This window comes from Paraburkholderia acidisoli (genome assembly GCF_009789675.1).
Classification (GTDB): domain Bacteria; phylum Pseudomonadota; class Gammaproteobacteria; order Burkholderiales; family Burkholderiaceae; genus Paraburkholderia; species Paraburkholderia acidisoli.
In genome coordinates, this window is the sequence record NZ_CP046913.1 from 2,743,463 (window position 1) to 2,767,765 (window position 24,303).

The 24,303-nt window shown below is 65.3% G+C and carries 20 protein-coding genes; 1 reads left to right on the forward strand and 19 read right to left on the reverse strand.

Annotated elements, in window-relative coordinates:
* Window positions 1-75: 75 nt before the first annotated feature.
* From lpxC to coq7, 18 genes are all read right to left on the reverse strand, one after another.
* Window positions 76-993 carry a UDP-3-O-acyl-N-acetylglucosamine deacetylase gene (gene lpxC, locus FAZ98_RS12085; RefSeq protein ID WP_158951434.1) on the reverse strand — a complete coding sequence of 306 codons (918 nt, stop codon included), beginning with the start codon at window positions 991-993 and terminating at the stop codon, window positions 76-78.
* Between the two features lie 268 nt (window positions 994-1,261).
* The gene (locus tag FAZ98_RS12090) at window positions 1,262-1,771 is read right to left on the reverse strand and encodes a peroxiredoxin (RefSeq protein WP_158951435.1); all 510 of its coding nucleotides are present in this window, start codon (window positions 1,769-1,771) and stop codon (window positions 1,262-1,264) included.
* A 311-nt stretch (window positions 1,772-2,082) separates the two neighbouring features.
* The gene (gene ftsZ / locus FAZ98_RS12095; protein ID WP_158951436.1) at window positions 2,083-3,270 is read right to left on the reverse strand and encodes a cell division protein FtsZ; all 1,188 of its coding nucleotides are present in this window, start codon (window positions 3,268-3,270) and stop codon (window positions 2,083-2,085) included.
* A gap of 173 nt (window positions 3,271-3,443) precedes the next feature.
* Window positions 3,444-4,676 (reverse strand): cell division protein FtsA, encoded by a 1,233-nt coding sequence (gene ftsA, locus FAZ98_RS12100; protein ID WP_112177526.1) that lies wholly within the window; start codon window positions 4,674-4,676, stop codon window positions 3,444-3,446.
* A 27-nt stretch (window positions 4,677-4,703) separates the two neighbouring features.
* Window positions 4,704-5,459, reverse strand: coding sequence for a cell division protein FtsQ/DivIB (locus FAZ98_RS12105; protein WP_158951437.1), 756 nt, complete (start codon window positions 5,457-5,459; stop codon window positions 4,704-4,706).
* A 66-nt stretch (window positions 5,460-5,525) separates the two neighbouring features.
* Complete coding sequence (locus tag FAZ98_RS12110; RefSeq protein ID WP_158951438.1) at window positions 5,526-6,467, reverse strand: D-alanine--D-alanine ligase; 942 nt, start codon at window positions 6,465-6,467, stop codon at window positions 5,526-5,528.
* A gap of 6 nt (window positions 6,468-6,473) precedes the next feature.
* Entirely contained in the window at window positions 6,474-7,868 is a 1,395-nt protein-coding gene (gene murC / locus FAZ98_RS12115; RefSeq protein WP_158951439.1) for a UDP-N-acetylmuramate--L-alanine ligase, read from the reverse strand.
* Window positions 7,865-9,007 carry an undecaprenyldiphospho-muramoylpentapeptide beta-N-acetylglucosaminyltransferase gene (gene murG, locus FAZ98_RS12120; RefSeq protein WP_158951440.1) on the reverse strand — a complete coding sequence of 381 codons (1,143 nt, stop codon included), beginning with the start codon at window positions 9,005-9,007 and terminating at the stop codon, window positions 7,865-7,867. The genes murC and murG overlap by 4 nt, the downstream gene beginning before the upstream one ends.
* A complete protein-coding gene (ftsW, locus tag FAZ98_RS12125; RefSeq protein WP_158951441.1) occupies window positions 9,004-10,296 on the reverse strand; it encodes a putative lipid II flippase FtsW in 1,293 nt (430 codons plus the stop codon). Before ftsW ends, murG begins: the two co-directional genes overlap by 4 nt.
* Window positions 10,293-11,816 (reverse strand): UDP-N-acetylmuramoyl-L-alanine--D-glutamate ligase, encoded by a 1,524-nt coding sequence (gene murD / locus FAZ98_RS12130; protein ID WP_158951442.1) that lies wholly within the window; start codon window positions 11,814-11,816, stop codon window positions 10,293-10,295. Before murD ends, ftsW begins: the two co-directional genes overlap by 4 nt.
* A 53-nt stretch (window positions 11,817-11,869) precedes the next feature.
* A complete protein-coding gene (mraY, locus tag FAZ98_RS12135) occupies window positions 11,870-13,039 on the reverse strand; it encodes a phospho-N-acetylmuramoyl-pentapeptide-transferase (RefSeq protein ID WP_158951443.1) in 1,170 nt (389 codons plus the stop codon).
* 20 nt (window positions 13,040-13,059) lie between these two features.
* Window positions 13,060-14,508 carry a UDP-N-acetylmuramoyl-tripeptide--D-alanyl-D-alanine ligase gene (locus FAZ98_RS12140; RefSeq protein ID WP_158951444.1) on the reverse strand — a complete coding sequence of 483 codons (1,449 nt, stop codon included), beginning with the start codon at window positions 14,506-14,508 and terminating at the stop codon, window positions 13,060-13,062.
* Window positions 14,505-16,064 carry a UDP-N-acetylmuramoyl-L-alanyl-D-glutamate--2,6-diaminopimelate ligase gene (locus FAZ98_RS12145; protein WP_158951445.1) on the reverse strand — a complete coding sequence of 520 codons (1,560 nt, stop codon included), beginning with the start codon at window positions 16,062-16,064 and terminating at the stop codon, window positions 14,505-14,507. Before FAZ98_RS12145 ends, FAZ98_RS12140 begins: the two co-directional genes overlap by 4 nt.
* Window positions 16,061-17,965 (reverse strand): peptidoglycan D,D-transpeptidase FtsI family protein, encoded by a 1,905-nt coding sequence (locus tag FAZ98_RS12150; RefSeq protein ID WP_158951446.1) that lies wholly within the window; start codon window positions 17,963-17,965, stop codon window positions 16,061-16,063. The genes FAZ98_RS12145 and FAZ98_RS12150 overlap by 4 nt, the downstream gene beginning before the upstream one ends.
* Window positions 17,962-18,315, reverse strand: a complete 354-nt coding sequence (ftsL, locus tag FAZ98_RS12155) for a cell division protein FtsL (protein ID WP_158951447.1) — start codon at window positions 18,313-18,315, stop codon at window positions 17,962-17,964. The genes FAZ98_RS12150 and ftsL overlap by 4 nt, the downstream gene beginning before the upstream one ends.
* Window positions 18,312-19,265: a 16S rRNA (cytosine(1402)-N(4))-methyltransferase RsmH gene (gene rsmH / locus FAZ98_RS12160; RefSeq protein WP_158951448.1), complete on the reverse strand. Its 954-nt coding sequence runs from the start codon at window positions 19,263-19,265 to the stop codon at window positions 18,312-18,314. The genes ftsL and rsmH overlap by 4 nt, the downstream gene beginning before the upstream one ends.
* A 16-nt stretch (window positions 19,266-19,281) precedes the next feature.
* Window positions 19,282-19,710 (reverse strand): division/cell wall cluster transcriptional repressor MraZ, encoded by a 429-nt coding sequence (gene mraZ, locus FAZ98_RS12165; protein ID WP_158951449.1) that lies wholly within the window; start codon window positions 19,708-19,710, stop codon window positions 19,282-19,284.
* A gap of 400 nt (window positions 19,711-20,110) precedes the next feature.
* Window positions 20,111-20,842 carry a 2-polyprenyl-3-methyl-6-methoxy-1,4-benzoquinone monooxygenase gene (gene coq7 / locus FAZ98_RS12170; protein WP_158951450.1) on the reverse strand — a complete coding sequence of 244 codons (732 nt, stop codon included), beginning with the start codon at window positions 20,840-20,842 and terminating at the stop codon, window positions 20,111-20,113.
* Window positions 20,843-21,179: 337 nt separating this feature from the next.
* Here coq7 and FAZ98_RS12175 point away from each other — a divergent pair, with 337 nt between their 5' ends.
* A complete protein-coding gene (locus tag FAZ98_RS12175) occupies window positions 21,180-22,364 on the forward strand; it encodes a porin (protein WP_158951451.1) in 1,185 nt (394 codons plus the stop codon).
* A gap of 169 nt (window positions 22,365-22,533) precedes the next feature.
* Here the strand turns inward: FAZ98_RS12175 and FAZ98_RS12180 are convergent, their stop codons facing one another.
* The gene (locus FAZ98_RS12180) at window positions 22,534-24,201 is read right to left on the reverse strand and encodes a long-chain fatty acid--CoA ligase (RefSeq protein ID WP_158951452.1); all 1,668 of its coding nucleotides are present in this window, start codon (window positions 24,199-24,201) and stop codon (window positions 22,534-22,536) included.
* Between the last annotated feature and the right edge of the window lie 102 nt (window positions 24,202-24,303).

Genomic DNA, 24,303 nt, shown 5'->3' on the forward strand with positions numbered 1-24,303 from the left:
CACTAGCGTTCGCGACGGCACCAAAAGAAAAAGGGCGACATGTGTCGCCCTTTTTGCGTGGTTGGCTTCGGCCGGTCAGGCAAACGCCGTTTGCGCTTCGTAGCCAAAACCGCGCGGCGCCTTCTGCGTGTCGTCGAACGTGACGATCTCGTAGGCGTCCTCGTGCGCGAGCAATTCGCGCAGCAGCGCGTTGTTCAGACCGTGGCCCGACTTGTAGGCGTCGTACGACGCCAGCAGCGGATGGCCGATCACATAGAGATCGCCGATCGCGTCGAGCATCTTGTGCTTCACGAACTCGTCGTCGTAACGCAGTCCGTCGTTGTTGAGGATGCGGTACTCGTCGAGCACGATCGCATTGTCCATGCTGCCGCCGCGCGCCAGACCCAGTTCGCGCATCATCTCGACTTCATGCGCGAAGCCGAAGGTGCGCGCACGGGCGATTTCCCGCACGTACGACGTGTTGGCGAAATCCACTTCGAGCGCCTGGCCGGTTTTATCCACGGCCGGATGACGGAAGTCGATGGTGAACTTGAGCTTGAAGCCGAAATACGGCTCGAGACGCGCGAACTTGTCGCCGTCGCGAATCTCGACCGGCTTCGTCACCTTGATGAACTTCTTGGGCGCGTTCTGTTCTTCGATACCCGCCGACTGGATCAGGAACACGAACGACGAGGCGCTGCCGTCCATGATCGGAATTTCTTCGGCGGTGACATCGACATAAAGGTTATCGATACCGAGGCCCGCGCAGGCGGACATCAGATGCTCGACCGTCGAGACGCGCGCGCCGTCCTTCTGCAGCACGGACGCGAGGCGGGTGTCGCCAATCGCCATGGCCGAGGCAGGAATGTCCACCGGCGTCGGCAAATCCACGCGCGAGAACACGATGCCCGTGTTCGGCGCCGCCGGACGGAGCGTGAGGTCGACTTTACGGCCGGAATGCAGGCCGATGCCGACTGTCTTCACGATCGATTTGATGGTTCGCTGCTTCAACATAATTTTCTACTCATTGAAAATCCCAATCGGGACTTTTTAATTCATAGGGCGAAGTATACTCCAGTTGCAGCAAGTCCGTCGTCCTCCTGGGCGTGACAAACTGTTTCCCGGCGCACATCAAACGGGAATGGAGGACGGGCCGACGCCCGAAACGGAGGCGTTTCCGGACATCGGCCCGCGGAACTCGCGTAATTGCCTGTCACATTTGCGCCGCGAATGCGCGTTGCTTAACGACAACGTCGTGCGGCAACGCAGCGTCCGGGCGCGCTCATGCGCCGGTCAACGAGGCAAGTATGCTCGCGGCATCGCTCACTTCGAATTTGCCGGGTGCTTCGACGTGCAGCGTCTTGACCACGCCGTCGTCGAGCACCATCGCGTAGCGCAGGGAACGGATTCCCATGCCGCGCGCCGACAAATCCTGCTCCAGCCCGAGTGCGCGAGTCAATGCAGCGCTGCCGTCGGCCATCATGCGTACCTTGCCCGAGGTACCCTGATCGCGGCCCCACGCGCCCATCACGAACGCGTCGTTGACGGACACACACCAGACTTCGTCGACACCGGCCGCGCGCAATGCGTCGGCATGTTCGATGTAGCCCGGCACATGCTTTGCGGAGCACGTGGGCGTGAACGCACCCGGCAATCCAAAGATCACCACGCGCTTACCCGCGGCTTCCTTACGTGCTTCGAAGCTGTTGGGGCCCAGTGTGCAGCCCTCGCGCTCGTCTTCGACGAACTCGAAGAGGGTCGCGTCCGGCAGCGTATCGCCTTGCTTGATCATGACTCGTCCTTCGCAACGATGTGCGAGCGGTTATAGCGGTTCAGGCGGATGCCGTCTGTGCGCGCGCCATCACGCCGCAACGGTGGGCAACGATGTTCATCAAGGATAGGCAGATTCGCCAGGCGACACCGCGCCCATTCCGCTTGCGCACGACACCGCGCGCGTCGCGGACAACCGTCCCTGCCGCGCATCCTCGCCGATGCGGCCTTGCTGGTCTTGCTCGCCTTCATTGCGACGCCTCGCGCGCGGTCATGCCGCGGAGGGGCGCAAACCCACTTGCGCCGCGCCGCAGACAGACCCGCTCGACGACCTTAGTCCGCCTGCTTGCGCAGGAACGCCGGGATGTCGTACGTGTCGACGCCCTTTTCCTGCAGCGCCTGCACATGCGAAGCCGCGGTGTCGCGCGACGTGCGCCAGACGGCCGGCGTGTCGAGCGCGCCGTAGTCGGCCGTGTTGCCTTGCGGCGCGTAGGTTTGCGGTTGCGGGATCGGATGGTTGTCCGTGCCCGTGCGCAGCAGTTGCATCGGCGCGGCTTGCTGCTTCTTCGCAGCGCGGCCCAGACCCGTTGCCACCACCGTCACGCGCAGCGCGTCGCCCATCGCGTCGTCGTACACGGCACCGAAGATCACCGTGGCGTCTTCCGCCGCGTAGCTCTTGATGGTGTTCATGACTTCACGCGTTTCCGACAGACGCAGCGAACGGCTCGACGTGATGTTGACCAGCACGCCGCGCGCGCCCGACAGATCGACGCCTTCGAGCAGCGGGCTCGCCACGGCTTGTTCCGCCGCGAGACGCGCGCGATCGACGCCGGCCACCGTGGCCGTGCCCATCATGGCCTTGCCCTGCTCGCCCATCACCGTCTTCACGTCTTCGAAGTCGACGTTGACCAGACCGTCGACGTTGATGATTTCCGCGATGCCTGCGACTGCATTGTTGAGAACGTCGTCCGCGCACTGGAAGCACTTGTCCATCTCGGCGTCATCGCCCATCACGTCGAACAGCTTGTCGTTCAGGACGACGATCAGCGAGTCGACGTGATCCTCCAGTTGCTGCGAGCCGGCTTCCGCAACGCGCATGCGCTTGCCGCCTTCGAACTCGAACGGCTTGCTCACCACACCCACGGTGAGAATGCCCATTTCCTTGGCGATCTGCGCGACGACCGGGGCTGCGCCCGTGCCGGTGCCGCCGCCCATACCCGCGGTGATGAACACCATGTGCGCGCCGCGCAGCGAGTCGGCGATACGCTCGCGGGCTTCTTCCGCTGCCGCGCGGCCCATTTCCGGCTTGGCGCCAGCGCCCAGACCCGTGTTGCCGAGCTGGATCACGGCCGATGCACGCGAGCGCGACAGCGCCTGGGCGTCCGTGTTCATCACGATGAAGTCGACGCCTTGCACGCCGCGGCTGATCATATGCTGCACGGCATTGCCGCCAGCACCACCCACGCCCACCACCTTGATGATGGTGCCGTTGGTTTCCGTTTCCAGCATCTGGAATTCCATGTTGCCTCCGTCAAGAAAAAGATTTCCGCACCTCGGCCGTTATCCGGTGAGCGATCGGGCAACCGCTCTCCGCGCGCCAGCCGCCGGCACCAGCGCGATTTTCACTACCTGTACTGCGCCATTCCTGCTACGACCAACCCGGCTTTGGGCCGGAAGTTCGGTCAAAAGTTGCGTCAGAAGTTGCCGAGAAACCAGTCTTTCATGCGCGTGAACACCTGCCCCATCGAGCCCGACTGCACCGCGACCTTGCGGCCGCGCATGCGTTGCGAGCGTCCTTCGACGAGCAGACCCATGGCCGTGGAGTAGCGCGGATTGCGCACGACATCGGCGAGACCGCCCGCATATTCCGGCACGCCGATCCGCACGGGCTTGAGGAAGATGTCCTCGCCCAGCTCGACCATGCCCGGCATCATCGCGGCGCCGCCCGTCAGCACGACGCCCGAGCTCAGCAGCTCTTCGTAACCGGACTCGCGCACGACCTGCTGCACGAGCGAAAACAGTTCTTCCACGCGCGGCTCGATCACGGCCGCCAGCGCCTGGCGCGACAGCGTGCGCGGACCGCGCTCGCCCAGCCCCGGCACTTCGATCATTTCGTCCGGGTCGGCGAGCGCCTGCTTCGCGATGCCGTAGCTCACCTTGATGTCTTCGGCGTCGGGCGTGGGCGTGCGCAACGCCATGGCGATGTCGCTCGTGACCTGGTCGCCCGCGATCGGAATCACGGCCGTATGACGGATCGCGCCTTCGCTGAAGATCGCGATGTCGGTCGTGCCGCCGCCGACGTCGACGAGCACCACGCCCAGTTCCTTTTCGTCCTCGGTCAGCACCGCCAGCGACGAAGCGAGCGGTTGCAGAATGAGGTCGTTCACTTCGAGGCCGCAGCGGCGCACGCACTTCACGATGTTCTGCGCCGCGCTCACCGCGCCCGTGACGATATGCACCTTCACTTCGAGGCGGATGCCGCTCATGCCGATCGGCTCGCGCACGTCTTCCTGGCCGTCGATGATGAATTCCTGCGTGAGGATATGCAGCACCTGCTGGTCGGTCGGGATGTTGATCGCCTTCGCCGTTTCGATCACGCGCGCGACATCGGCCTGCGTGACTTCCTTCTCCTTGATGGCGACCATGCCGCTCGAGTTGAAGCTGCGGATATGGCTGCCGGCGATGCCCGTGAACACGTTAGTGATCTTGCAGTCGGCCATGAGTTCCGCTTCTTCGAGCGCTCGCTGGATCGACTGCACCGTGGCCTCGATGTTCACCACCACGCCCTTCTTGAGACCTTTCGATTCGCTCTGGCCGAGACCGATCACCTCGTAGTGGCCGTCGCCCTTCATTTCGGCGACGACGGCCACCACCTTCGACGTCCCGATGTCGAGGCTGACCAGCAGATCCTTATAGTCTTTACTCATATCGTGCTCGTTGCGTGTGATGTGCTGTTACTTCTTGCCCGGACCCGGCGTGTCGCTGATGAAGCGCATGCCGGCCGCCCGCAGGGCAAACCCGTTTGGATAGCGCAAGTCCGCGTATTCGATGTCTTTGCCCCACCGCTGCGTGACCGCCGGCCATGCCGCGATGAGACGATGCGAGCGCTCGCCGAGCGTGTCGGCGTTGCGTTCGCGGCCCAGCTCCAGCTGCATGCCGTTCGAGAGCTTCACCGTCCACGCGTAGCGCGGCGACAGCGTCACTTCGTCCGGCGTGAGCCCGAGCGGGGCGAACCACTTCTCGAAGTCGTGATACCGCGCGACGACTTCCTTCGCCGTACCGTCCGGGCCGTCGAACGCGGGCAGTTCCTCGTCCAGCTCGCCCTGGTTCGCCGTGAACAACTCGCCGTCGGTGCTCACGAGCTGGTCGCTGCCCCACGTGCCGAGCGGCTTGTACTCCTCGAGCGACACCGCGAGCGCATTCGGCCATACGCGTCGCACGCTCGCGTGACGCACCCACGGCATCTGCTCGAACGCCGCGCGCGCCGTGTCGAGATCGACGGTGAAAAAGTTGCCCTTCAGCCGCCCCACCACGCTCGCGCGCACCGTGGGCGAATTGATGTGCTCGGTGTCGCCTTCGATGCGGATTTCGCGCAGCGCGAAATTCGGCCGCTGCACGAGCCAGTAACAGCCGGCCGCCAGCAGCGCGAGCACGAGCAGCGTGTGCAACGCGTTGGCGGCAAGGTTGAGCTGGCGTACGTTATTCCACATGTCGAGACGGCACGTTGTCGATCAATTGGTCAGGCTTAAAAACGGTTTCAGGCAGATTCAGCGAATTCAGTCTTGCAGCGTGAGCGCCAGCACCTTCACCACCAGCTCGCGATACTCGATGCCCACCGCGCGCGCGGCCTTCGGCGGCAGCGAGTGGTCGGTCATGCCGGGCGCCGTGTTCACTTCGAGGAAGTACGCGTTGCCCGCGCCGTCCATCATGAAGTCGGCGCGGCCCCAGTCGGTGCAGCCGAGCACGTCGAACGCGCGGCGCGCGAGCTTCTTCAGCTCCGCTTCCTTTTCCGGCGCCACGCCGCAGGGAATCAGGTACTGCGTGGTGTCGAGAATGTACTTGGCGTCGTAGTCGTAGAACTCGCCTGCCGGCACGATCTTGATGATCGGCAGATCGAGATCGCCCGCGACGCACGCCGTATATTCGCCGCCACCTTCAATGCTTTTTTCCGCCAGCACGATCTTGTCGAACTTCGCGGCTTCTTCCAGCGCCGGCGCGAGGTCCGCTTCCGTCTTCACCTTGATGACCGCGACGCTCGAGCCTTCGCTCGCCGGCTTCACGAACAACGGCAAGCCGAGCTTCGCGACGATCTGCGGCGCGCGCGCCGCGTAGTCGTCGCCGCGCAGCACGGTCTCGAACGGCGGCGTGGGAATGCCGAGCTGTTGCCACACGAGCTTGCTGCGAAATTTGTCGAGACCGAGCGCCGAACCCAGCACGCCCGTGCCCGTGTAACGAATGCCGTAAAAGTCGAGCGCGCCCTGGATCTGGCCGTTCTCGCCGTAACCGCCATGCAGCGCGTTGAACACGCGCACGAAGCCTTCTTCCTTGAGCGCGGACAGCGGACGCTCCGAAGGATCGAACGGATGTGCGTCGATGCCCGCGCTTTGCAGCGCCTGCAGCACGAGCGTGCCCGACTTGAGCGACACTTCGCGCTCCGCGGACACGCCACCGTACAACACGGCAACCTTGCCGAAATCTTTAGGGTCGATGCTGCTCATTTCGCTTTACGCCTTCTGTTCCTGTTGCACGATCCGGCCCGGCACACCGCCGATCGAACCCGCGCCCATCGTAATCACCACGTCGCCGTCGCGAACCACCGCGGCCAGCGCGTCCGGCATTTCGTCCACCGTTTCGATAAACACCGGCTCCACCTTGCCCGCCACGCGAATCGCGCGCGCGAGCGCACGGCCGTCCGCCGCGACGATCGGCGCTTCGCCCGCCGAGTAGACGTCGGTGAGCACGAGCGCATCGACCGTCGACAACACGCGCACGAAGTCTTCGAAACAATCGCGCGTGCGCGTATAGCGGTGCGGCTGGAACGCGAGCACGAGACGGCGGCCGGGGAACGCGCCGCGCGCCGCCGCGACCGTTGCCGCCATTTCCACCGGATGGTGGCCGTAGTCGTCGATCAACGTGTAAGCGCCGCCGCCGTTGACCGGCACTTCACCGTAACGCTGGAAGCGGCGGCCCACGCCGTTGAATTCCGCGAGCGCACGCTGGATGTCCGCGTCCTTCACTTCGAGTTCCGTCGCGATCGCGATCGCCGCGAGCGCGTTTTGCACGTTGTGCGTGCCCGGCAGGTTCAGCACGATGTCGATCGACGGCGCGTCTTCGCGCATCGCCGTGAAATACATCTTGCCGTCGCGCGCGACCACGTTCACCGCGCGCACCTGCGCGTCCGACGCGAAGCCGTAACGGATGATCGGCTTCGAGACGAACGGCAGAATTTCCTTCACGTTCGGATCGTCGACGCACAGCACCGCGATGCCGTAGAACGGCAGGCGATGCGTGAATTCGATGAATGCTTGCTTGAGGCGCGCGAAATCGTGCCCGTAGGTGTCCATGTGGTCGGCGTCGATGTTCGTGATGACTTCGATCACCGGAAAAAGATTCAGGAACGACGCGTCGGATTCGTCGGCTTCCGCGACGATGAAGTCGCCGGTGCCGAGCCGCGCATTCGCGCCCGCGCTGATCAGACGGCCGCCGATCACGAAGGTCGGATCGAGCCCCCCCGCTGCCAGCACGCTCGCGACGAGCGAAGTGGTCGTGGTTTTGCCGTGCGTGCCAGCAATTGCTATGCCTTGTTTCAGGCGCATGAGTTCCGCGAGCATCACGGCGCGCGGCACGATGGGAATCCGGCGATGGCGCGCGGCCAGCACTTCGGGGTTGTCGCCGCGCACGGCCGTGGAAACGACCACGGCGTTCGCGCCTTCGATGTTCTCTTCGGCGTGGCCGATCGCGATGCGTGCGCCGAGCGCCGCGAGACGGTCGGTGACCGCGTTCTTCGCGAGGTCCGAGCCGCTCACGTGATAGCCGAGATTGACGAGCACTTCGGCGATGCCGCTCATGCCCGCGCCGCCGATGCCGACGAAATGGATGTGTTTGACGATGTGTTTCATTGCTTTCCTCCCGCTACTACGCCCGCCACGCTCGCGCAGATACGCGCGACCTGATCGGCGGCGTCGGGTTTCGCGAGCGCGCGGGCGCGCTCGGCCATTTCCGCCAGCGATGTTCTGGTCTGTTGCCGCAACCAGTCGGCGAGTTTTTCCGCCGTCAGGTCGCGTTGTTGCATCACCCGCGCCGCGTTCTTGTCAGCAAGAAATGCGGCGTTGGTGGTTTGATGGTCGTCCACGGCGTACGGGAACGGCACGAAGCACGCGGCCACGCCCACGGCCGCGATCTCGGCCACCGTCATGGCGCCCGAACGGCAAATCACGAGATCCGCGTTTTCGTAGGCGCTCGCCATGTCGTCGATGAAGGGCACGAGCTTCACGGCGGCTTCGTCGGCTGCCTGGTCGGCTGCTTGATCGGCCGTTTTTTCGTCGATCAGACCGGCTTCGACGTAATTCGCCCGCAGCGCGTCGATATGCTTCGCGCCCGCCTGATGCACCACGCCCGGACGTTCGCCCGGCGCGAGTTGCGCCAGCGCGCGCGGCACGACTTCGTTGAGCGCCGCGGCGCCCAGACTGCCGCCCACCACGAGCACGCGCAACGGGCCGCCGCGCGCGGCGTATCGCGCGGTTGGGCTGCCCACGTGTTCGAGTTCCTCGCGGATCGGATTGCCGGTCCACTCGGCGTGCGGCAGCGCGCCCGGAAACGCCACGAGCACGCGCTTCGCGAGTTTCGCGAGCACCTTGTTGGCGAGACCCGCGATCGAATTCTGTTCATGCAGCACGAGCGGCGCGCCGGAAAGCGCGCTCATCACGCCCGCCGGGAACGTGATGTAGCCGCCCATGCCGAGCACCACGTCGGGCTTCACGCGGCGCAGCGCCGCGAGGCTTTGCGTGCACGCGCGCAGCAGGTTGAGCGGCAGCATGAGCTTGGTCTTGATGCCCTTGCCGCGCACGCCGCCAAAGCGCACGTACTCCATGGGAATGCCGTGCTTCGGCACGAGCGTCGCTTCCATGCCCGCGGCATTGCCGAGCCACACCACGCGCCAGCCCCACTGCTCCATGCGATGCGCGACGGCGAGCCCCGGGAACACGTGTCCCCCGGTGCCGCCGGCCATCACCATGAGCGTGCGCGTGGCAGCGGTCATACTTTTCCTCCGCGCATCAACACCCGGTTCTCGTAGTCCACGCGCAGCAGCAGCGCCACCGCGACGCAGTTCAGCAGAATGCCCGAGCCGCCGTAGCTCACGAGCGGCAGCGTGAGCCCCTTGGTCGGCAGCAGACCGAGATTCACGCCCATGTTGATGAAGGCCTGCGCGCCGAACCACACGCCGAGCCCCTTGGCGACGAGGCCCGCGAACGTGCGGTCGAGCGCGAGCGCCTGACGGCCGATCTCGAACGCGCGGCGCACGATCCAGTAGAACAGCAGAATCACGACGAGCACGCCGACGAAACCGAGCTCTTCGCCGATCACCGCGAGGATGAAGTCGGTGTGCGCTTCGGGCAGATAATTGAGCTTCTCGACGCTGCCGCCGAGACCCACGCCGAACCACTCGCCGCGGCCGAACGCGATCAGCGAGTGCGTGAGCTGATACGCCTTGCCCTGCGCGTAACGGTCGTCCCACGGATCGAGGTAGGCGAAGATCCGCTCGCGACGCCACGGCGACGCCCACACGAGCAGCGTGAACGTGCCCACGGCGGTGGCGACGAGGCCGCCGAACAGCTTGCCGTTCACGCCGCCGAGGAACAGCACGCCCATCGCGATCGCGGCGATCACCATGAACGCGCCCATGTCGGGTTCGAGCAGCAGCAGCGCGCCGACCACGCCCACGGCGAGCGCCATCGGCAAAAAGCCCTTGCCGAAGCTGTGCATGAATTCCTGCTTGCGCACCGTGTAGTTGGCCGCGTAGATGGTGACGGCGAGCTTCATGATTTCCGACGGCTGCATGTTGGTGATGCCGAGCGGAATCCAGCGGCGCGCGCCGTTCACGCCCTTGCCGATGTGCGGGATCAGCACGATCACGAGCAGCAGCAGCGAAGCGAGAAAGAGCTTGGGCGCCCAGCGGTCCCACGTGGACACCGGAATGCGGAACGCGACCAGCGCCGCGATCGTGCCGATCACGAGCGACACGATGTGGCGCACGAGGAACGCCCAGTCGCGGTACGACGCGTACTTGGGCGAGTCGGGCATGGCGATCGAGGCCGAATAGACCATCACGACGCCGAGCCCGAGCAGCGCGATCACGGCCCAAAGCAGCGAGTGATCGTAGTCGAGCATGCGCGAGCGCGCGGGACGCACGCCGTTGACAACGCTCGCGAGGCCGCCCGAGCGGCCGGTGGCCGCACCCGCGCCACCCGAAGCCGTACCGCCCGCGGCGGCGCCGGCGGCGGTCGCCTCACGCGACAAACGCGAACCGAATCGTTCGGACCAGCTCATATCGACGTCCCCCGTTCTGCGGCGATGGCTTCCACCGTGTCGCGGAACACAGCCGCGCGATGGGCGTAATTCTTGAACATGTCGAGGCTCGCGCACGCGGGCGAGAGCAGCACGACGTCACCGGGTTGCGCGAGCGCCGTGGCCGCGCGCACGGCGGCTTCGAGCGTCGCTTGATCCGTGAGCGCGATGCCGGTGGCGTCGAGCGCCGCGCGAATCTTCGGCGCGTCGCGGCCGATCAGCATCACCGCGCGGCACCAGCGCGCGACCGGCTCGGCGAGCGGATCGAAGTCCTGGCCCTTGCCCTCGCCGCCCGCGATCAGCACCGCGCGCTGCGCGAGGCCGTCGAGCGCCGCGACCGTGGCGCCCACGTTGGTGCCCTTGCTGTCGTCGACATAATCGATGCCGTCGAGCGACGCGATCAGTTCGACGCGATGCGGCTCGCCGCGATACTCGCGCAGGCCGTGCAGGAGCGGCGCGGGCGCGAGATCGATCGCGCGCGTGAGCGCGAACGCCGCGAGCGCGTTCGCCGCGTTGTGCAGACCGCGAATGCGCAGCGCGTCGGCGGGCATGAGACGCTTCATGGCGAGTTCGACCGGCGCGGCGGCCTGCTGCTTGCGGCGGCGCGCCGAAACGGGCTCGTCGCTCGCGTCGGGATCGTGCGCCTGCACGAGCCACTGCATGCCGTTGTCGCGCAACAGGCCGAAATCGCCGTCGTTCTGCGGCTCGTTCAAACCGAACGTGACGAGCTTCGCTTCGCCGCCCCCGCCGGTGCCCGCCTTGGCGAGCGACATCACGCGCTTGTCGTCGCGGTTGAGCACGCGCGTGGTGTTCGCGCCGAAAATGCGGCCCTTCGCGGCGGCGTAGGCGTCGAGGCCGCCGTGCCAGTCGAGATGATCCTGCGTGATGTTGAGGATCGCGGCGGCGTCGGGCGCGAAGGTGTGCGCGGTTTCGAGCTGGAACGACGAGAGTTCGAGCACCCAGATGTCGGGCAGCGCGGTGTTGTCGATCGCTTCGGCGAGCTTGTCGAGCATGGCCGGGCTGATGTTGCCCGCCACCGCGACGCGCTTGCCCGCGCGCGCGCACAGCATGCCCGTGAGGCTCGTGGTGGTGGTCTTGCCGTTCGTGCCGGTAATGGCGAGCACCTTCGGCGCGTAACCGCTTTCGCCGAGATGGCGCAGCGCCTGCGCGAAGAGTTCGAGTTCGCCCCAGACTTCGATGCCGCGCTCGCGGGCCGCCGCGATCAGCGGCACGAGGTCTTCGGCGAGCGGCGAGAGCCCGGGGCTGATGGCGACGAGTTCGACGCCCTCGAGCAGCGCCGTGGAAAACGGGCCGCCGACGAAATCGGCTTCGATGCCGCGCGCCGCGAGTTCGGGCAGATTCGGCGGCGCTTCGCGCGTGTCGGCAATGCGCAGGCGGCAACCTTGCCGCGCGCACCAACGCGCCATCGCGAGACCCGATTCGCCGAGTCCCAGCACGAGCACCATCGGCTTTTGCCGATCCCGAAACTTCTCGCCAAACATCGCTTGCTTTCCTTGCTTACCTTGGTGAATCCAGCGCCCCGCTCAATGCGCGCTTAGCGCAGCTTGAGCGTGGAGAGGCCGAACAGACACAGCATCAACGTGATGATCCAGAAGCGCACGACCACCTGCGTTTCCTTCCAGCCCGACAGTTCGAAGTGGTGATGCAGCGGCGCCATCTTGAAGATGCGCCGCCCTTCGCCGAAGCGTTTTTTCGTGTATTTGAACCAGGTGACCTGCAGCATCACCGAGAACGTTTCCGCCACGAAAATGCCGCCCATGATGAAGAGCACGATTTCCTGACGCACGATCACGGCGATGGTGCCGAGCGCGCCGCCGAGCGCGAGCGCGCCCACGTCGCCCATGAACACTTGCGCCGGGTGGGTGTTGAACCAGAGGAACGCGAGCCCCGCCCCGCCCATGGCCGAGCAGAAGATCAGCAGTTCGCCCGCGCCGGGAATGTGCGGAAACAGCAGGTATTTCGAAAAGACCGAGCTGCCCATCACGTAGGCGAACACGCCGAGCGAGGCGCCCACGAGCACGACCGGCATGATCACGAGGCCGTCGAGGCCGTCGGTGAGATTGACCGCGTTGCTCGAACCGACGATCACGAAATACGTGAGCGCGATGAAGCCCCACACGCCAAGCGGGTAGCTGATCGACTTGAGGAACGGGATCATCAGGTCGGCGCGCGCGGGCAAGCCCATCGAGAGGCCGCTGCGCACCCACGCCATGAACAGGTCGAACACGCGCACGTTGTTCGCTTCGGACACGCTGAACGCGAGATACACGGCCGCGAACAGCCCGATCACCGACTGCCAGAAGTACTTCTCGCGCGAGGACATGCCGCGCGGGTCCTTGTGGACCACCTTGCGATAGTCGTCGACCCAGCCGATCAGCCCATAGCCGAACGTCACGAGCATCACGATCCAGATGAAGCGGTTGCCGAGATCGCCCCACAGCAGCGTGGAAATGGCGATGGCCATGAGAATCAGCACGCCGCCCATGGTCGGCGTACCCGACTTCACGAGGTGCGTTTGCGGGCCGTCCTTGCGCACGGCCTGACCCACCTTCATCGCGGTGAGCTTGCGAATGACCCACGGGCCGCAAAAGAGCCCGATGCCCATCGCGGTGATGGTCGCCATCACCGCGCGGAACGTCAGATAACTGAACACGCGCAAGAAGCTTGCGTCATTCTGCAGCCATTGCGCCAGCGCCAGTAGCATTGCCTGTATTCCTTCGTATTTCAGTGCGCGCCGGACGCAGCGTCCGGCGCAGGGTTGTGCGGATTCGTGACCGGTGCCGTCAACGCGGCGACCACGCGCTCCATCTGCATGAAGCGCGAGCCTTTCACGAGGATCGTGGCGTTCGCGCCGTAATTCGCGGCCGCGAGCGCGCTCACGAGTTGCGTGACGTTGGCGGCGTGCAGCGCCTTCGCGCCGAATGCCTTTGCCGCGTCGCGCGAGGCGTCGCCGAGCGTATAGAGCGCGTCGACGCCGCGCGCCTTCGCGTATTCGCCCACTTCGCGGTGAAACGCCGGGCCGTTGTCGCCCACTTCGCCCATGTCGCCGAGCACGAGCACGCGCGGCGATGCATGCGAGGCGATCACGTCGATGGCGGCGCGCACGGAGTCGGGGTTCGCGTTGTAGGTATCGTCGATGACGGTCGCGCCCGCGAGCTCGCCGAGCGCCGCGCGCTTGACCTGCAGGCGGCCCTTCACGGGCTCGAACGCTTCGAGCCCGCGGCCGATCGCTTCGAGCGACACGCCCGCGGCCAGCGCCGCGGCCGTGGCCGCGAGCGCGTTGTGCGCGTTGTGCGCGCCGAGCACCTTCAATTCGACTTCGAGATGACCTTCGGGCGTGGCGATGGCGAGGCGGTTGCCGTTCGCATCGCCGCCCGTCTCGCCAACGAGCTTGCCGGTGACGGCCGCTTCGACCGCGCGTTCATCGGTATGCAGCGCGAAGTCGAGGATCTGCGAACCCGTGGCGGCCACGCGCCAGATGCCCGCGTAGGCGTCGTCGGCGGGAAACACGGCCACGCCCGTGGGCTTGAGCGCGTGGATCACGCTCGCGTGTTCGAGCGCGACGGCTTCGACCGTCGCCATGAATTCCTGGTGCTCGCGCTGCGCGTTGTTCACCACGGCCACCGTGGGCTCCGCGATGTTCGCGAGCAGCGCCGTTTCGCCGGGGTGATTCATGCCGAGCTCGACCACGCCGAGCCGGTGCGCCGCGTTCAGGCGCAGCAGCGTGAGCGGCAGGCCGATGTCGTTGTTCAGATTGCCTTGCGTGGCGAGACGCTCGCTCTCGCCCACGGCCGCCGCGAAGATCGTGGCGATCATTTCCTTGACCGTGGTCTTGCCGTTGCTGCCCGTGACCGCCACGAGCGGCAGCGCGAAGCGGCGCCGCCAGCCGAGCGCGAGCGCGCCCAGCGCCGTGCGCGTGTCGTCCACGCGCAGTGCGGGCATGCGCCAGTCGCCGGGGCTGCGCGACACGAGCGCCGCGCTCACGTTGCGGCCCGCGACTTCGGCGAGGAAGTCGTGCGCGTCGAAGCGGTCGCCCTTGAGCGCGACGAACAGGTCGCCGGGACCCGTCGTGCGGCTGTCGGTCGCGATGCGCTCGAAGGTCGCGTTCTCGTCGCCGAGAACGGTTGCGCCGGGGATCAGCGCCGCGGCTTCGCGCAAAGAAAGCATTGTCATTCACCGCCTCCGCGCCCATGCCGGTCCGAAGTCGGCCGGGCAGCGAGAGCAAGCCGCGCGTGATCCTGGTCGGAGAACGCGCGCTTCTTGCCCATGATTTCCTGGGTCGACTCGTGGCCTTTGCCGGCGAGCACGACGACGTCTTCGCGCGCCGCGCCGCGCACCGCCTGCAGGATCGCGCTCGCGCGGTCCTCGATACGGCGCGCCTTCGCGGGTTCGCGCATGCCTTGTGCGATCTGCTCGATGATCGCGGCGGGGTTTTCGCTGCGCGGGTTGTCGCTCGTCACGACGACCTGATCCGCGAGGCGTTCGGCGATCGCGCCCATCAGCGGGCGCTTGGTCGCGTCGCGGTCGCCGCCGCAGCCGAACATGCAGACGAGCTGGCCGCCGCGCGCCCGCGCCATCGGGCGCAGCGCCTCGAGCGTTTTTTCGAGCGCGTCGGGCGTATGCGCGAAATCGATCACGACGAGCGGCTCGTCATGGTCGGCGCGACCGCCCAGGCGCTCCATGCGGCCATTGACCGGCTGCAGTTTCGCGAGTTCGTTGAGCGCGGCGATGAGCGGCACGTTCGCCGCCAGCAGCGCGCCCAGCACGCCCAGCAGATTGCTGACGTTGAACAGGCCGAGCGTTTGCACTTCCACGTTCGCCTCGCCCCAGCCGGACGTTTCCAGACGAAACGCGGTGCCCGTGGCCGTGGCGCGCACGTCGGCCGCGCGCAGCCAGGCGTCGGCTGCCGGAAACTCAGCGGCGGGCGACGCGACGCCGTAAGCGATCGTGCGCGCGTTGCCGCGCGTGGCCGCGACGAGGCGGCGCCCCGCGGCGTCGTCGACATTGATCACGGCGGCGCGCAGCCCGGGCCAGGCGAACAGGCGTGCCTTCGCGGCTTCGTACGCCTCGAAGGTGCCGTGGTAGTCGAGATGGTCCTGCGAGAGATTCGTGAAGATCGCGATGTCGAACGAGGTGCCGTTCACGCGGCCCTGATGCAGCGCGTGCGAGGATACTTCCATCGCAATACTCTGTGCGCCTTCGCTGCGCAATTTCGCGAGGCTGCGTTGCAGCTGCGGCGCGTCGGGCGTCGTGAAGCCGGTGTAGACGAGCTGGCCGACGAAGCCGCTGCCGAGCGTGCCGACGATCGCGCACTTCTGGCCGATGCCCGACAGCGCGGCGGCCACCCACTGGCTGCACGAGGTCTTGCCGTTCGTACCCGTCACGCCAACCACGAGCATCGCGTCGCTCGGGTCGCCATACCAGCCGCTCGCGATCTCGCCCGCGAGCGCGTCGAGTTGCGGCACGGGCAATGCCGTCGCGGCGTCGAGCGCGGCGCCCGCATAGCCTTCCGGCTGATACAGCACCGCCGCCGCGCCGCGTTCGAGCGCGTTGGCGATGTGCGGACGATTGTCGGCGCCGTCCACGGCGTAGGCCACGAACACGTCGCCGGCTTGCAGCGAGCGCGTGTCGGCGTGCAGGCCGGCCGTGGGCGCGACGTGCGCGCGCAGCCACGCGAGCGCCGCCGCGATCTGCCGGTGCGCGGGATGCTGATTGCGCACGGCGCTCATCGCACGACTCCGGGACGGCTCTTCGCGTTGTCGGCGACCTTGATGTGACGCGCGGCGGCATTCTTGCTGGCGGCGACCGACACGTGTTTCGCCGCGGGCGCGGGCGCGGGCGTCGCCGCACCGGGCGCGTTCGCGACGACGGGCGCGGAGGCGCTGCTGTCTTCCACCACGAGTTGCTTCACCGGCATGTCGGGCGGCACGTTGAGCGAGCGCAGCGTGTCGCCGACGATGCCCGAAAACACCGGACCCGACACCGCCCCGCCGAAGTGGCTGCCGGCCGTGGGTTCGTCGACGGTCACGGCCACGACGATGCGCGGATTCGGCATCGGCGCCATGCCGACGAACGACGCGCGGTACTTCGAGTGGTCGTAGCCGTGCGGACCGTGCTTGTAAGCCGTGCCGGACTTGCCGCCCACGCGATAACCGGGCACCGCCGCGTCGGGCGAGGTGCCGTCCTTCGACACCACGCTCTCGAGCATCGTGCGCACTTCGCGCGCCGTGACGGGCGCGAACACCTGTGTGCCCTGCACGGGCTGGTCGTCGCCGGGATAACGGAAAATCGTGACGGGCAGAATCTGGCCGTCGTGCGCGATGGCCGTGTACGCGCGCGCGAGCTGGAACAGCGAGACCGAGAGGCCGTAGCCGTACGACATCGTCGCCTGTTCGATGCGGCGCCAGCTTTTCCACGGACGCAGCCGTCCCGCCGCCGCGCCGGGGAATCCGACCTTCGGCGCCTGACCGAGACCGATGCTGGTGTACATGTCCCACATTTCTTCGGGCCGGAGCGTCATCGCGATCTTGGTCGCGCCGATATTGCTCGACTTCTGGATCACGCCGCCAACGGTGAGCACGCCGAAACCGGCGTCGTCGGTGATCGTCGCGCCGTCGAGCGTGAAGTGCCCCGCACCCGTATCCACCAGTGTAGACGGCGAGACGCGATGCAGATCCAGCGCGAGCGAGATCGTGAACGGCTTCATGATCGAGCCGGGCTCGAACACGTCGGTGAGAATGCGGTTGCGCAACTGCTCGCCCGTGAGGTGCGAGCGGTCGTTCGGGTTGTAGGTGGGATAGTTGACGAGCGCGAGCACTTCGCCCGTGCGCACGTCCACGACCATCGCCGCGCCGGCCTTGGCCTTGAACTTCTGCACGGCCGCCTTGAGGTTCGAATAGGCGATGTACTGGATCTTGCTGTCGATCGACAGTTCGACGTCCTTGCCGTCGTGGGGCACGACCGTTTCGTCCACATCTTCGACGATGTGACCCATGCGGTCCTTGATGACGTGACGAATGCCCGGCACGCCCGCGAGCAGCTTCTGGTCGGATAGCTCGACGCCTTCCTGGCCTTCGTCTTCGACATTGGTGAAGCCGATCAAGTGCGCGGTGACGTCGCCTTCGGGATAGAAACGCTTGTACTCGTTGCGCTGATAGATACCCGGAATGTCGAGCGCCGTGACCTGCTGCGCGACGTCGAGCGGCACCTGACGCTTCACGTATACGAACGTCTTGTCTTCCGAGAGCTTCTTGCGCAAGTCGGTCGTGCTCATGTCGAGCAGCTTGCCGAGTTGCGTGAGTTTGTCGGCGCCGAGATCGTCGGGCACCGCTTCGGGAATCGCCCAGATCGCGCGCACGGGCAGACTGGTCGCGAGCACGAGGCCGTTGCGGTCGAGAATCTTGCCGCGCGTGGCGGGCAGTTCGATGGTGCGCTGATAGCGGCTTTCGCCCTGCTTCTGATAGAAGGCGTTGCCCGGACCCTGGATCCAGAACGCGCGCGCGGCGAGCGCGACGAACGCCATGAAGAGCAGGAACACGACGAACTTCGAACGCCACATGGGCAGGCGCACCGAGAGAATCGGGTTGGCGCTGAAGGGGACGCTCTTGCGGCGGTTATGGTCTTTTTTCATCGCGCGCCTCGACGAGCGGGCGTGGCGGCGGCGCCCTGCGCGGGCGCGGACGTAGGCACGGGCGCGTCGACTGCCGTCGCGGCGCCCGGTGCGAGTGTCAGATATTGCGTGCGTCCGGTCGTGACGGGCTGCATCTTGAGCGAATCGGTGGCGATCTGTTCGATGCGCGACGTTCTCGACAGCGCGCTCTGTTGATACTGAAGCTGCGCGTAGTCCTGCTGGAGCTGGTGCTCCTGCGACTGCGCGCGTTGCAACTGGATGAAGATCTGCCGCTGCTGATTCGTGGCGTTGACGACGGAAAGCGCGCAACCCATCACGACGATCAGCAGGAAGATGTTCAGACGGTTCATGACGTGACGCGCTCCGCGGTGCGCATCACGGCGGAACGGGCGCGCGGATTCGCGGCGACTTCTTCGTCGCTCGCGAACACGCGGCCGAGCAGCTTGAGGGGCGGACTCGGCAGATCGACAGCGCGAATCGGCAGACGGCGATCGATCGCCGGCGCGCTCGCGTGCGCCTGCATGAATCGCTTGACGATACGGTCTTCGAGCGAATGAAAGCTGATGACCACGAGCCGCCCCCCCTGTTCCAGCAACGACATGGCTGCCTCTAGAACGACCTGCAACTCCGCAAGCTCTTGATTGACGTGAATCCGTATAGCTTGAAAGGTGCGGGTTGCCGGGTCCTTACCCTTCTCACGGGTTTTGACGACGTTAGCCACGATTTGGGCAAGCTCGCCCGTGCTGTCGAGAGGCCCGAGACGGTCGGACTCTGCCCGGCGAGCAACAAGCGCCTTTGCAATCTGAAAAGCAAACCGTTCTTCCCCATAATCCCGAATTACCTCCGTCAGTTCCTGCAACGTGGCCCGAGCGAGCCAGTCAGCGGCGGACTCGCCGCGCGTCGGGTCCATCCGCATGTCGAGCGGACCATTGGCGCGGAAACTAAAACCGCGCTGCGGATCGTCGACTTGCGGCGACGACACGCCAAGGTCCAGCAATACTCCCGACACGCGCCCTACCCCGCGCTCCGCCATGGCGTCGCGCAGTGAAGCAAAACTTTCGTGCACGATCGAGAACCGCGCGTCGCCCACCTGTTCGGCGGTGGCGATCGCCAGCGGGTCCTTGTCGAACGCGATCAGACGGCCGCCTTCGGCCAGCCGGTTCAGAATCGCGCGACTATGCCCGCCGCGCCCGAACGTGCCGTCCACATAGACGCCGTCCTTGCGCGTGACGAGGGCATCGACCGCTTCGTCGAGCAGCACCGTGCGATGCTGCAGTTCATTTCCCATCGCAGGTGCCATGGCTCGTTACCCGCGGTCAGAACGTGAAATTCTTCAAGGCGTCGGGCATGCCCTGCGCCATCGCCGCCTGTTCCTTGGCGGCGTACGTTTGTGCATCCCACAACTCAAAATGACTACCCATGCCAAGCAGCATGACTTCCCTTTCCATTCCCGCCGCCAGGCGCAATTCAGGTGAGACGAGTACGCGGCCCGCGCTGTCGACGTCGACGTCGGAGGCGTTGCCGAGAAAGATGCGGCGCCACCAGTGCGCGTCCATCGGCAACGCGGCGACCTTCGCGCGGAAGACTTCCCATTCGGGGCGCGGAAATAGCAACAGGCAGCCGTCCGGGTGCTTGGTGATCGTCACCCGGCCTTCTGCCTGTTGTTGCAGCGCGTCTCGATAGCGGGACGGAATCGACATCCGTCCTTTCGCATCGAGTGTCAGCGCCGACGCCCCCTGGAACAATTGGCTCCCCCTCGTACGGAGGCGCCCGGCGCCCCGCTAATAGCCCGAAAATCTACCTGAATATGCGCTTGAAATCACACAAAAATACACTTTCTCACACTGTCTCCCACTTTAGAGGAACGCCTTACGAGGGTCAAGGGAGACCAGACGTTTTTTGACGAAATTTGCCCGCTAGAACAAGGACTTAGCGGCGCCTCTTCAAGTCGGCTTAAAAGGCAAAAAGCGTTATGAATGAATGAGCTAACGCGGGATGTGAAGGTGATACGTGAAAAGCGCGGGGAAAAACGGCGTGTTTCGAGGGCTGGAGCGGGGTCGAGCGGGGATTAATTCGGGGAGATTGCAAGCTCTGAAAGGATAATCGCGGCGGGCCGGCATGCGTTGCCGTCCCACCGTCATCTTATTAGATGTAGTACGCCGTGCGTGTCATGACTTTCGATGCCACGCGCATGAGCGAGCGCATTGGCAGCGGCAGATCGATGCCGCCGAGTTCGACCGCCGACTTCGCATGCGCCATTTCGTCGGCGCGCATTTGTTCGACCACGGCGCGCGATTCGAGATCGGCGGGCGGCAGGCTGTCGAGGTGGCTGTCCAGGTGATGCTCGACCTGGCGCTCGGTTTCCGCCATGAAACCAAGGCTCACCTTGTCGCCAAACCGCCCGGCCGCGAAACCGATCGCGAGCGCTCCCGCATACCAGAGCGGATTGAGCAGGCTAGGACGCGAGTCGAGCGCCTGCAAGCGGCGCGCGGTCCACGCGAGATGATCTTCTTCTTCGAGCGCCGCCTGTTCGAACGCGGCTTTCAGCGACGGCGAACGCGTGGCCATTTTCTGCGCCTGGTAGAGCGCCTGGGCGCACACCTCGCCCACGTGATTCACGCGCATGAGGCCGGCGGCGTGCGCGCGTTCGGCGGGCGTGAGATCCGTGCCGTTGGCGGCATTGTCAGTCAGATCGGCTTCGTTCGATTCCGCGTGTGCGGTCATCATGGCGGCATCGGCCGCGACCTCCGCCGATTGCTGCAGTGATTGCGATACCGGTTGCGATACCGGCACAGGCATCGGTCGCGACATGCGCGATACGCCCGTGATCGAACGCAATCCGCGGTCGAGTTCGGTGATCAGATCGTCCAGCGTCATCCAGCCTCCCATACGTTGCTTCGGGTCCGTCGGCGAGTCGGAATCGGCTCGTCGGCACTCCATGTTTCGCTCGCCCAGGACGGTCGTTTCGCGGCTACACAAACTTGCGGCGATCCGTCAATCGGGGCCTGCGCCGATAGATAGGCGCATATTCTAGACCATGTTGTGTAAACGAAACAGGTACTTAGCGGTGCCTCCCTTTTCCTTTGTGGCAGAAAACCCTTTTGTTACATTACGTGCAACTTCTCGCGAAGTTAGACGAAGGGACCCAAGCAAGATAAAAAATCCGGTCCCGTTACAAGACGCATAAATATTCGCAAACACTGGAGATCTTTCAATGAAGAAGTCGCTTCTCGCGCTTGCAGCGCTGGGCGCGTTCGCGGGCGTCGCTCACGCTCAGAGCAGCGTCACGCTGTACGGCATCATCGACGAAGGTTTCAACATCAACACGAACTCGGGTGGCCAGCACCTGTACAACCTGTCGAGCGGCGTTCTGCAAGGTAGCCGTTGGGGCCTGCGTGGCACGGAAGATCTGGGCGGCGGTCTGAAGGCGCTCTTCGTGCTCGAAAACGGCTTCGACGTGAACAACGGCAAGCTCGGTCAAGGCGGTCTGATGTTCGGTCGTCAAGCCTACGTCGGTTTGAGCCAGGCGCAAGTCGGTACGGTCACGCTGGGTCGTCAGTACGACTCCGTCGTCGACTACGTCGGTCCGCTCGAAACGGGCGACCAGTGGGGCGGCTACATCGCGGCTCACCCGGGTGACCTCGACAACTTCAACAACGCCTACCGCACGAACAACACGGTCAAGTTCACCAGCGCGAACTACGCTGGCCTGACGTTCGGCGGCACGTACAGCTTCGGCGGCCAGGCAGGCAACTTCACGGGCAACCAGATCTGGTCGTTGGGCGCAGGCTACAACAACGGTCCCCTCGTGCTCGGCGTCGGTTACCTGAACGCACGTACGCCGGCAGCTTCGGGCGGCCTGTTCAACAACGGCGGCACGACGACGGCAGCTAACGCCGCTGTCACCTCGCCGGTCTACGCTGGCTTCGCTTCGGCCAACACGTACCAGGTCATCGGTGCGGGCGGCGCATACACGTTCGGCGCAGCCACGTTCGGCCTGACGTATTCGAACATCCGCTTCGGCAACCTCGCTTCGTCGTACACGACGGCAGCGCTCGCGGCTCGCCGCGGCCAGTCGGAAACGCTGAACAACGTCGAAGTCAACTTCAAGTATCAGCTGACGCCGGCCCTGCTCGCAGGTCTCGCGTACGACTACACGCGCGGCGCGTCGATCGACGGCGCATCGCGTGCCCAGTACCACCAGGGCGCAGTGGGCGTCGACTACTTCCTGTCGAAGCGCACGGACGTGTACGTTGTCGGCGTCTACCAGCACGCGCTGGGCGACACGCTGAACGCGGCTGGCAACATCGTCGACGCAACGGCAGGCATCAACAACCTGACGCCGTCGTCGAACCAGAACCAGTTCACGGCTCGCGTCGGTATCCGTCACAAGTTCTAAGAAGAAGAGTCGTATCAAACTCGAAGGCGCCTCCGGGCGCCTTTTTTCTTTGGCGCTCGCCACCGGTCGACGCCGCCGAAGCCGCCGTCACCCCGCGTCGCGCCAATAAAAAAGCCTGCCCTCGGCGGGCAGGCTTTCCTGCATCAAGACGAGTCGCGCGCCACGCCGCTCAGGCGCGGCCGTCGCGCAACTCGCGCCGCAGGATCTTGCCGACGTTGGTCTTCGGCAGATCGTTGCGAAACTCGATGATCTTCGGCCGCTTGTAGCCCGTGAGCTGCGTCTTGCAGTAATCGAACACGTCCTTGTCGGTCAGCGCGGGATCTTTCTTGACGATGTAGAGCTTCACCGCTTCGCCCGAGTTCTGGTCCGGCACGCCCACGGCCGCCACTTCGAACACGCCCGGCAGCTTCGCGACCACGTCTTCGACTTCGTTCGGATACACGTTGAAGCCCGAGACCAGAATCATGTCCTTCTTGCGATCGACGAGCTTGATGTAGCCGGATTCGTTCATCACGCCCACGTCGCCCGACTTGAAGTAGCCGTCGGCGGTCATGACCTTGGCGGTTTCCTCGGGACGCTGCCAGTAACCCGCCATCACCTGCGGGCCGCGAATGCAGATCTCGCCCGCCGCGCCGATCGGCAACTCGTTGCCGTCGTCGTCGCGAATCGAGATTTCCGTGGACGGCAGCGCGAGCCCGATCGTGCCGGTGTACTCGGTGGCCGTGACGGGATTGCACGTCACGCTCGGCGAGGTCTCGGAAAGACCGTAGCCTTCGACGATCGGCGTTTGCGTGCGCTCGTACCAGCGCTTCGCCACGGCTTCCTGCACGGCCATGCCGCCGCCGTTCGCGACCAGCAGATGCGAGAAGTCGAGCTTGTCGAAGTCGGGATGATTGAGGATCGCGTTGTAGAGCGTGTTGACGGCCGGGAACGTCGTGACGGTGTAGCCGTGCAGCTCCTTGATCATGCCGGCGATGTCGCGCGGATTCGGAATCAGCACGGCGAGGCCGCCCGTGCGGATCGTCAGCAAACCGCACACCGTGAGCGCGAACACGTGATACAGCGGCAGCGCCGCGACCGTCACCGCCTGCGAGCCCGCCGGCACGCGCGCGAGCGCCGGCTCGGTCCACGCCGCGGATTGCAGCACGTTCGCGATCAGATTGCGATGCAGCAACGTCGCGCCCTTCGCCACGCCGGTCGTGCCGCCCGTGTACTGAAGAAACGCGACGTCCTCGGGGGTTTGCTCGACGCGCTGGAACGTCGTGCGCGCGGCGATCGCGTCGTTGAAACGCACATGGCCCGGCAGCGTCCACGCGGGCACCATCTTCTTCACGCGCCGCACGACGAAATTGACGATCCAGCCCTTCGCGCCCATCAGATCGCCCATCGACGCGACGAGCACGTGCTTCACGCGCGTATTCGCGATCACGGCGTCGAGCGTCGCGGCGAAATTTTCGAGGATCACGATCGCCTCGGCGCCGCTGTCCTTCAGCTGATGTTCGAGTTCGCGAGGCGTGTAAAGCGGATTCACGTTCACGACGACGTAACCCGCGCGCAGCACCGCCGCGAGCGCGACCGGATACTGCAGCACATTGGGCATCATGAGCGCGATGCGCGCGCCGCGCGCGATGCCGCGCGACTGGAACCACGCGGCGAGGCGCTGCGAGAGTTGGTCCAGCTCACCGTAGGTGATCGTCTTGCCCATGCATGCGAACGCGGGCTTCGCGCGGTAGGCGTTGAAGCTCTCTTCGAGCAGCGCCGTGATGGACGCATAACGGCTCGCGTCGATCTCAGCGGGAACGCCGGGCGGGTACGATTTCAGCCAGACTTTTTCCATGCGGCGTCTCCTCCTGGATTTTTCGAATGATCGTGCTAAAAAACGGATCGTAGCATGGCGATCCCGCTTTTATGTCTGCAAATCAGCGAGTTAGAAAAGCCC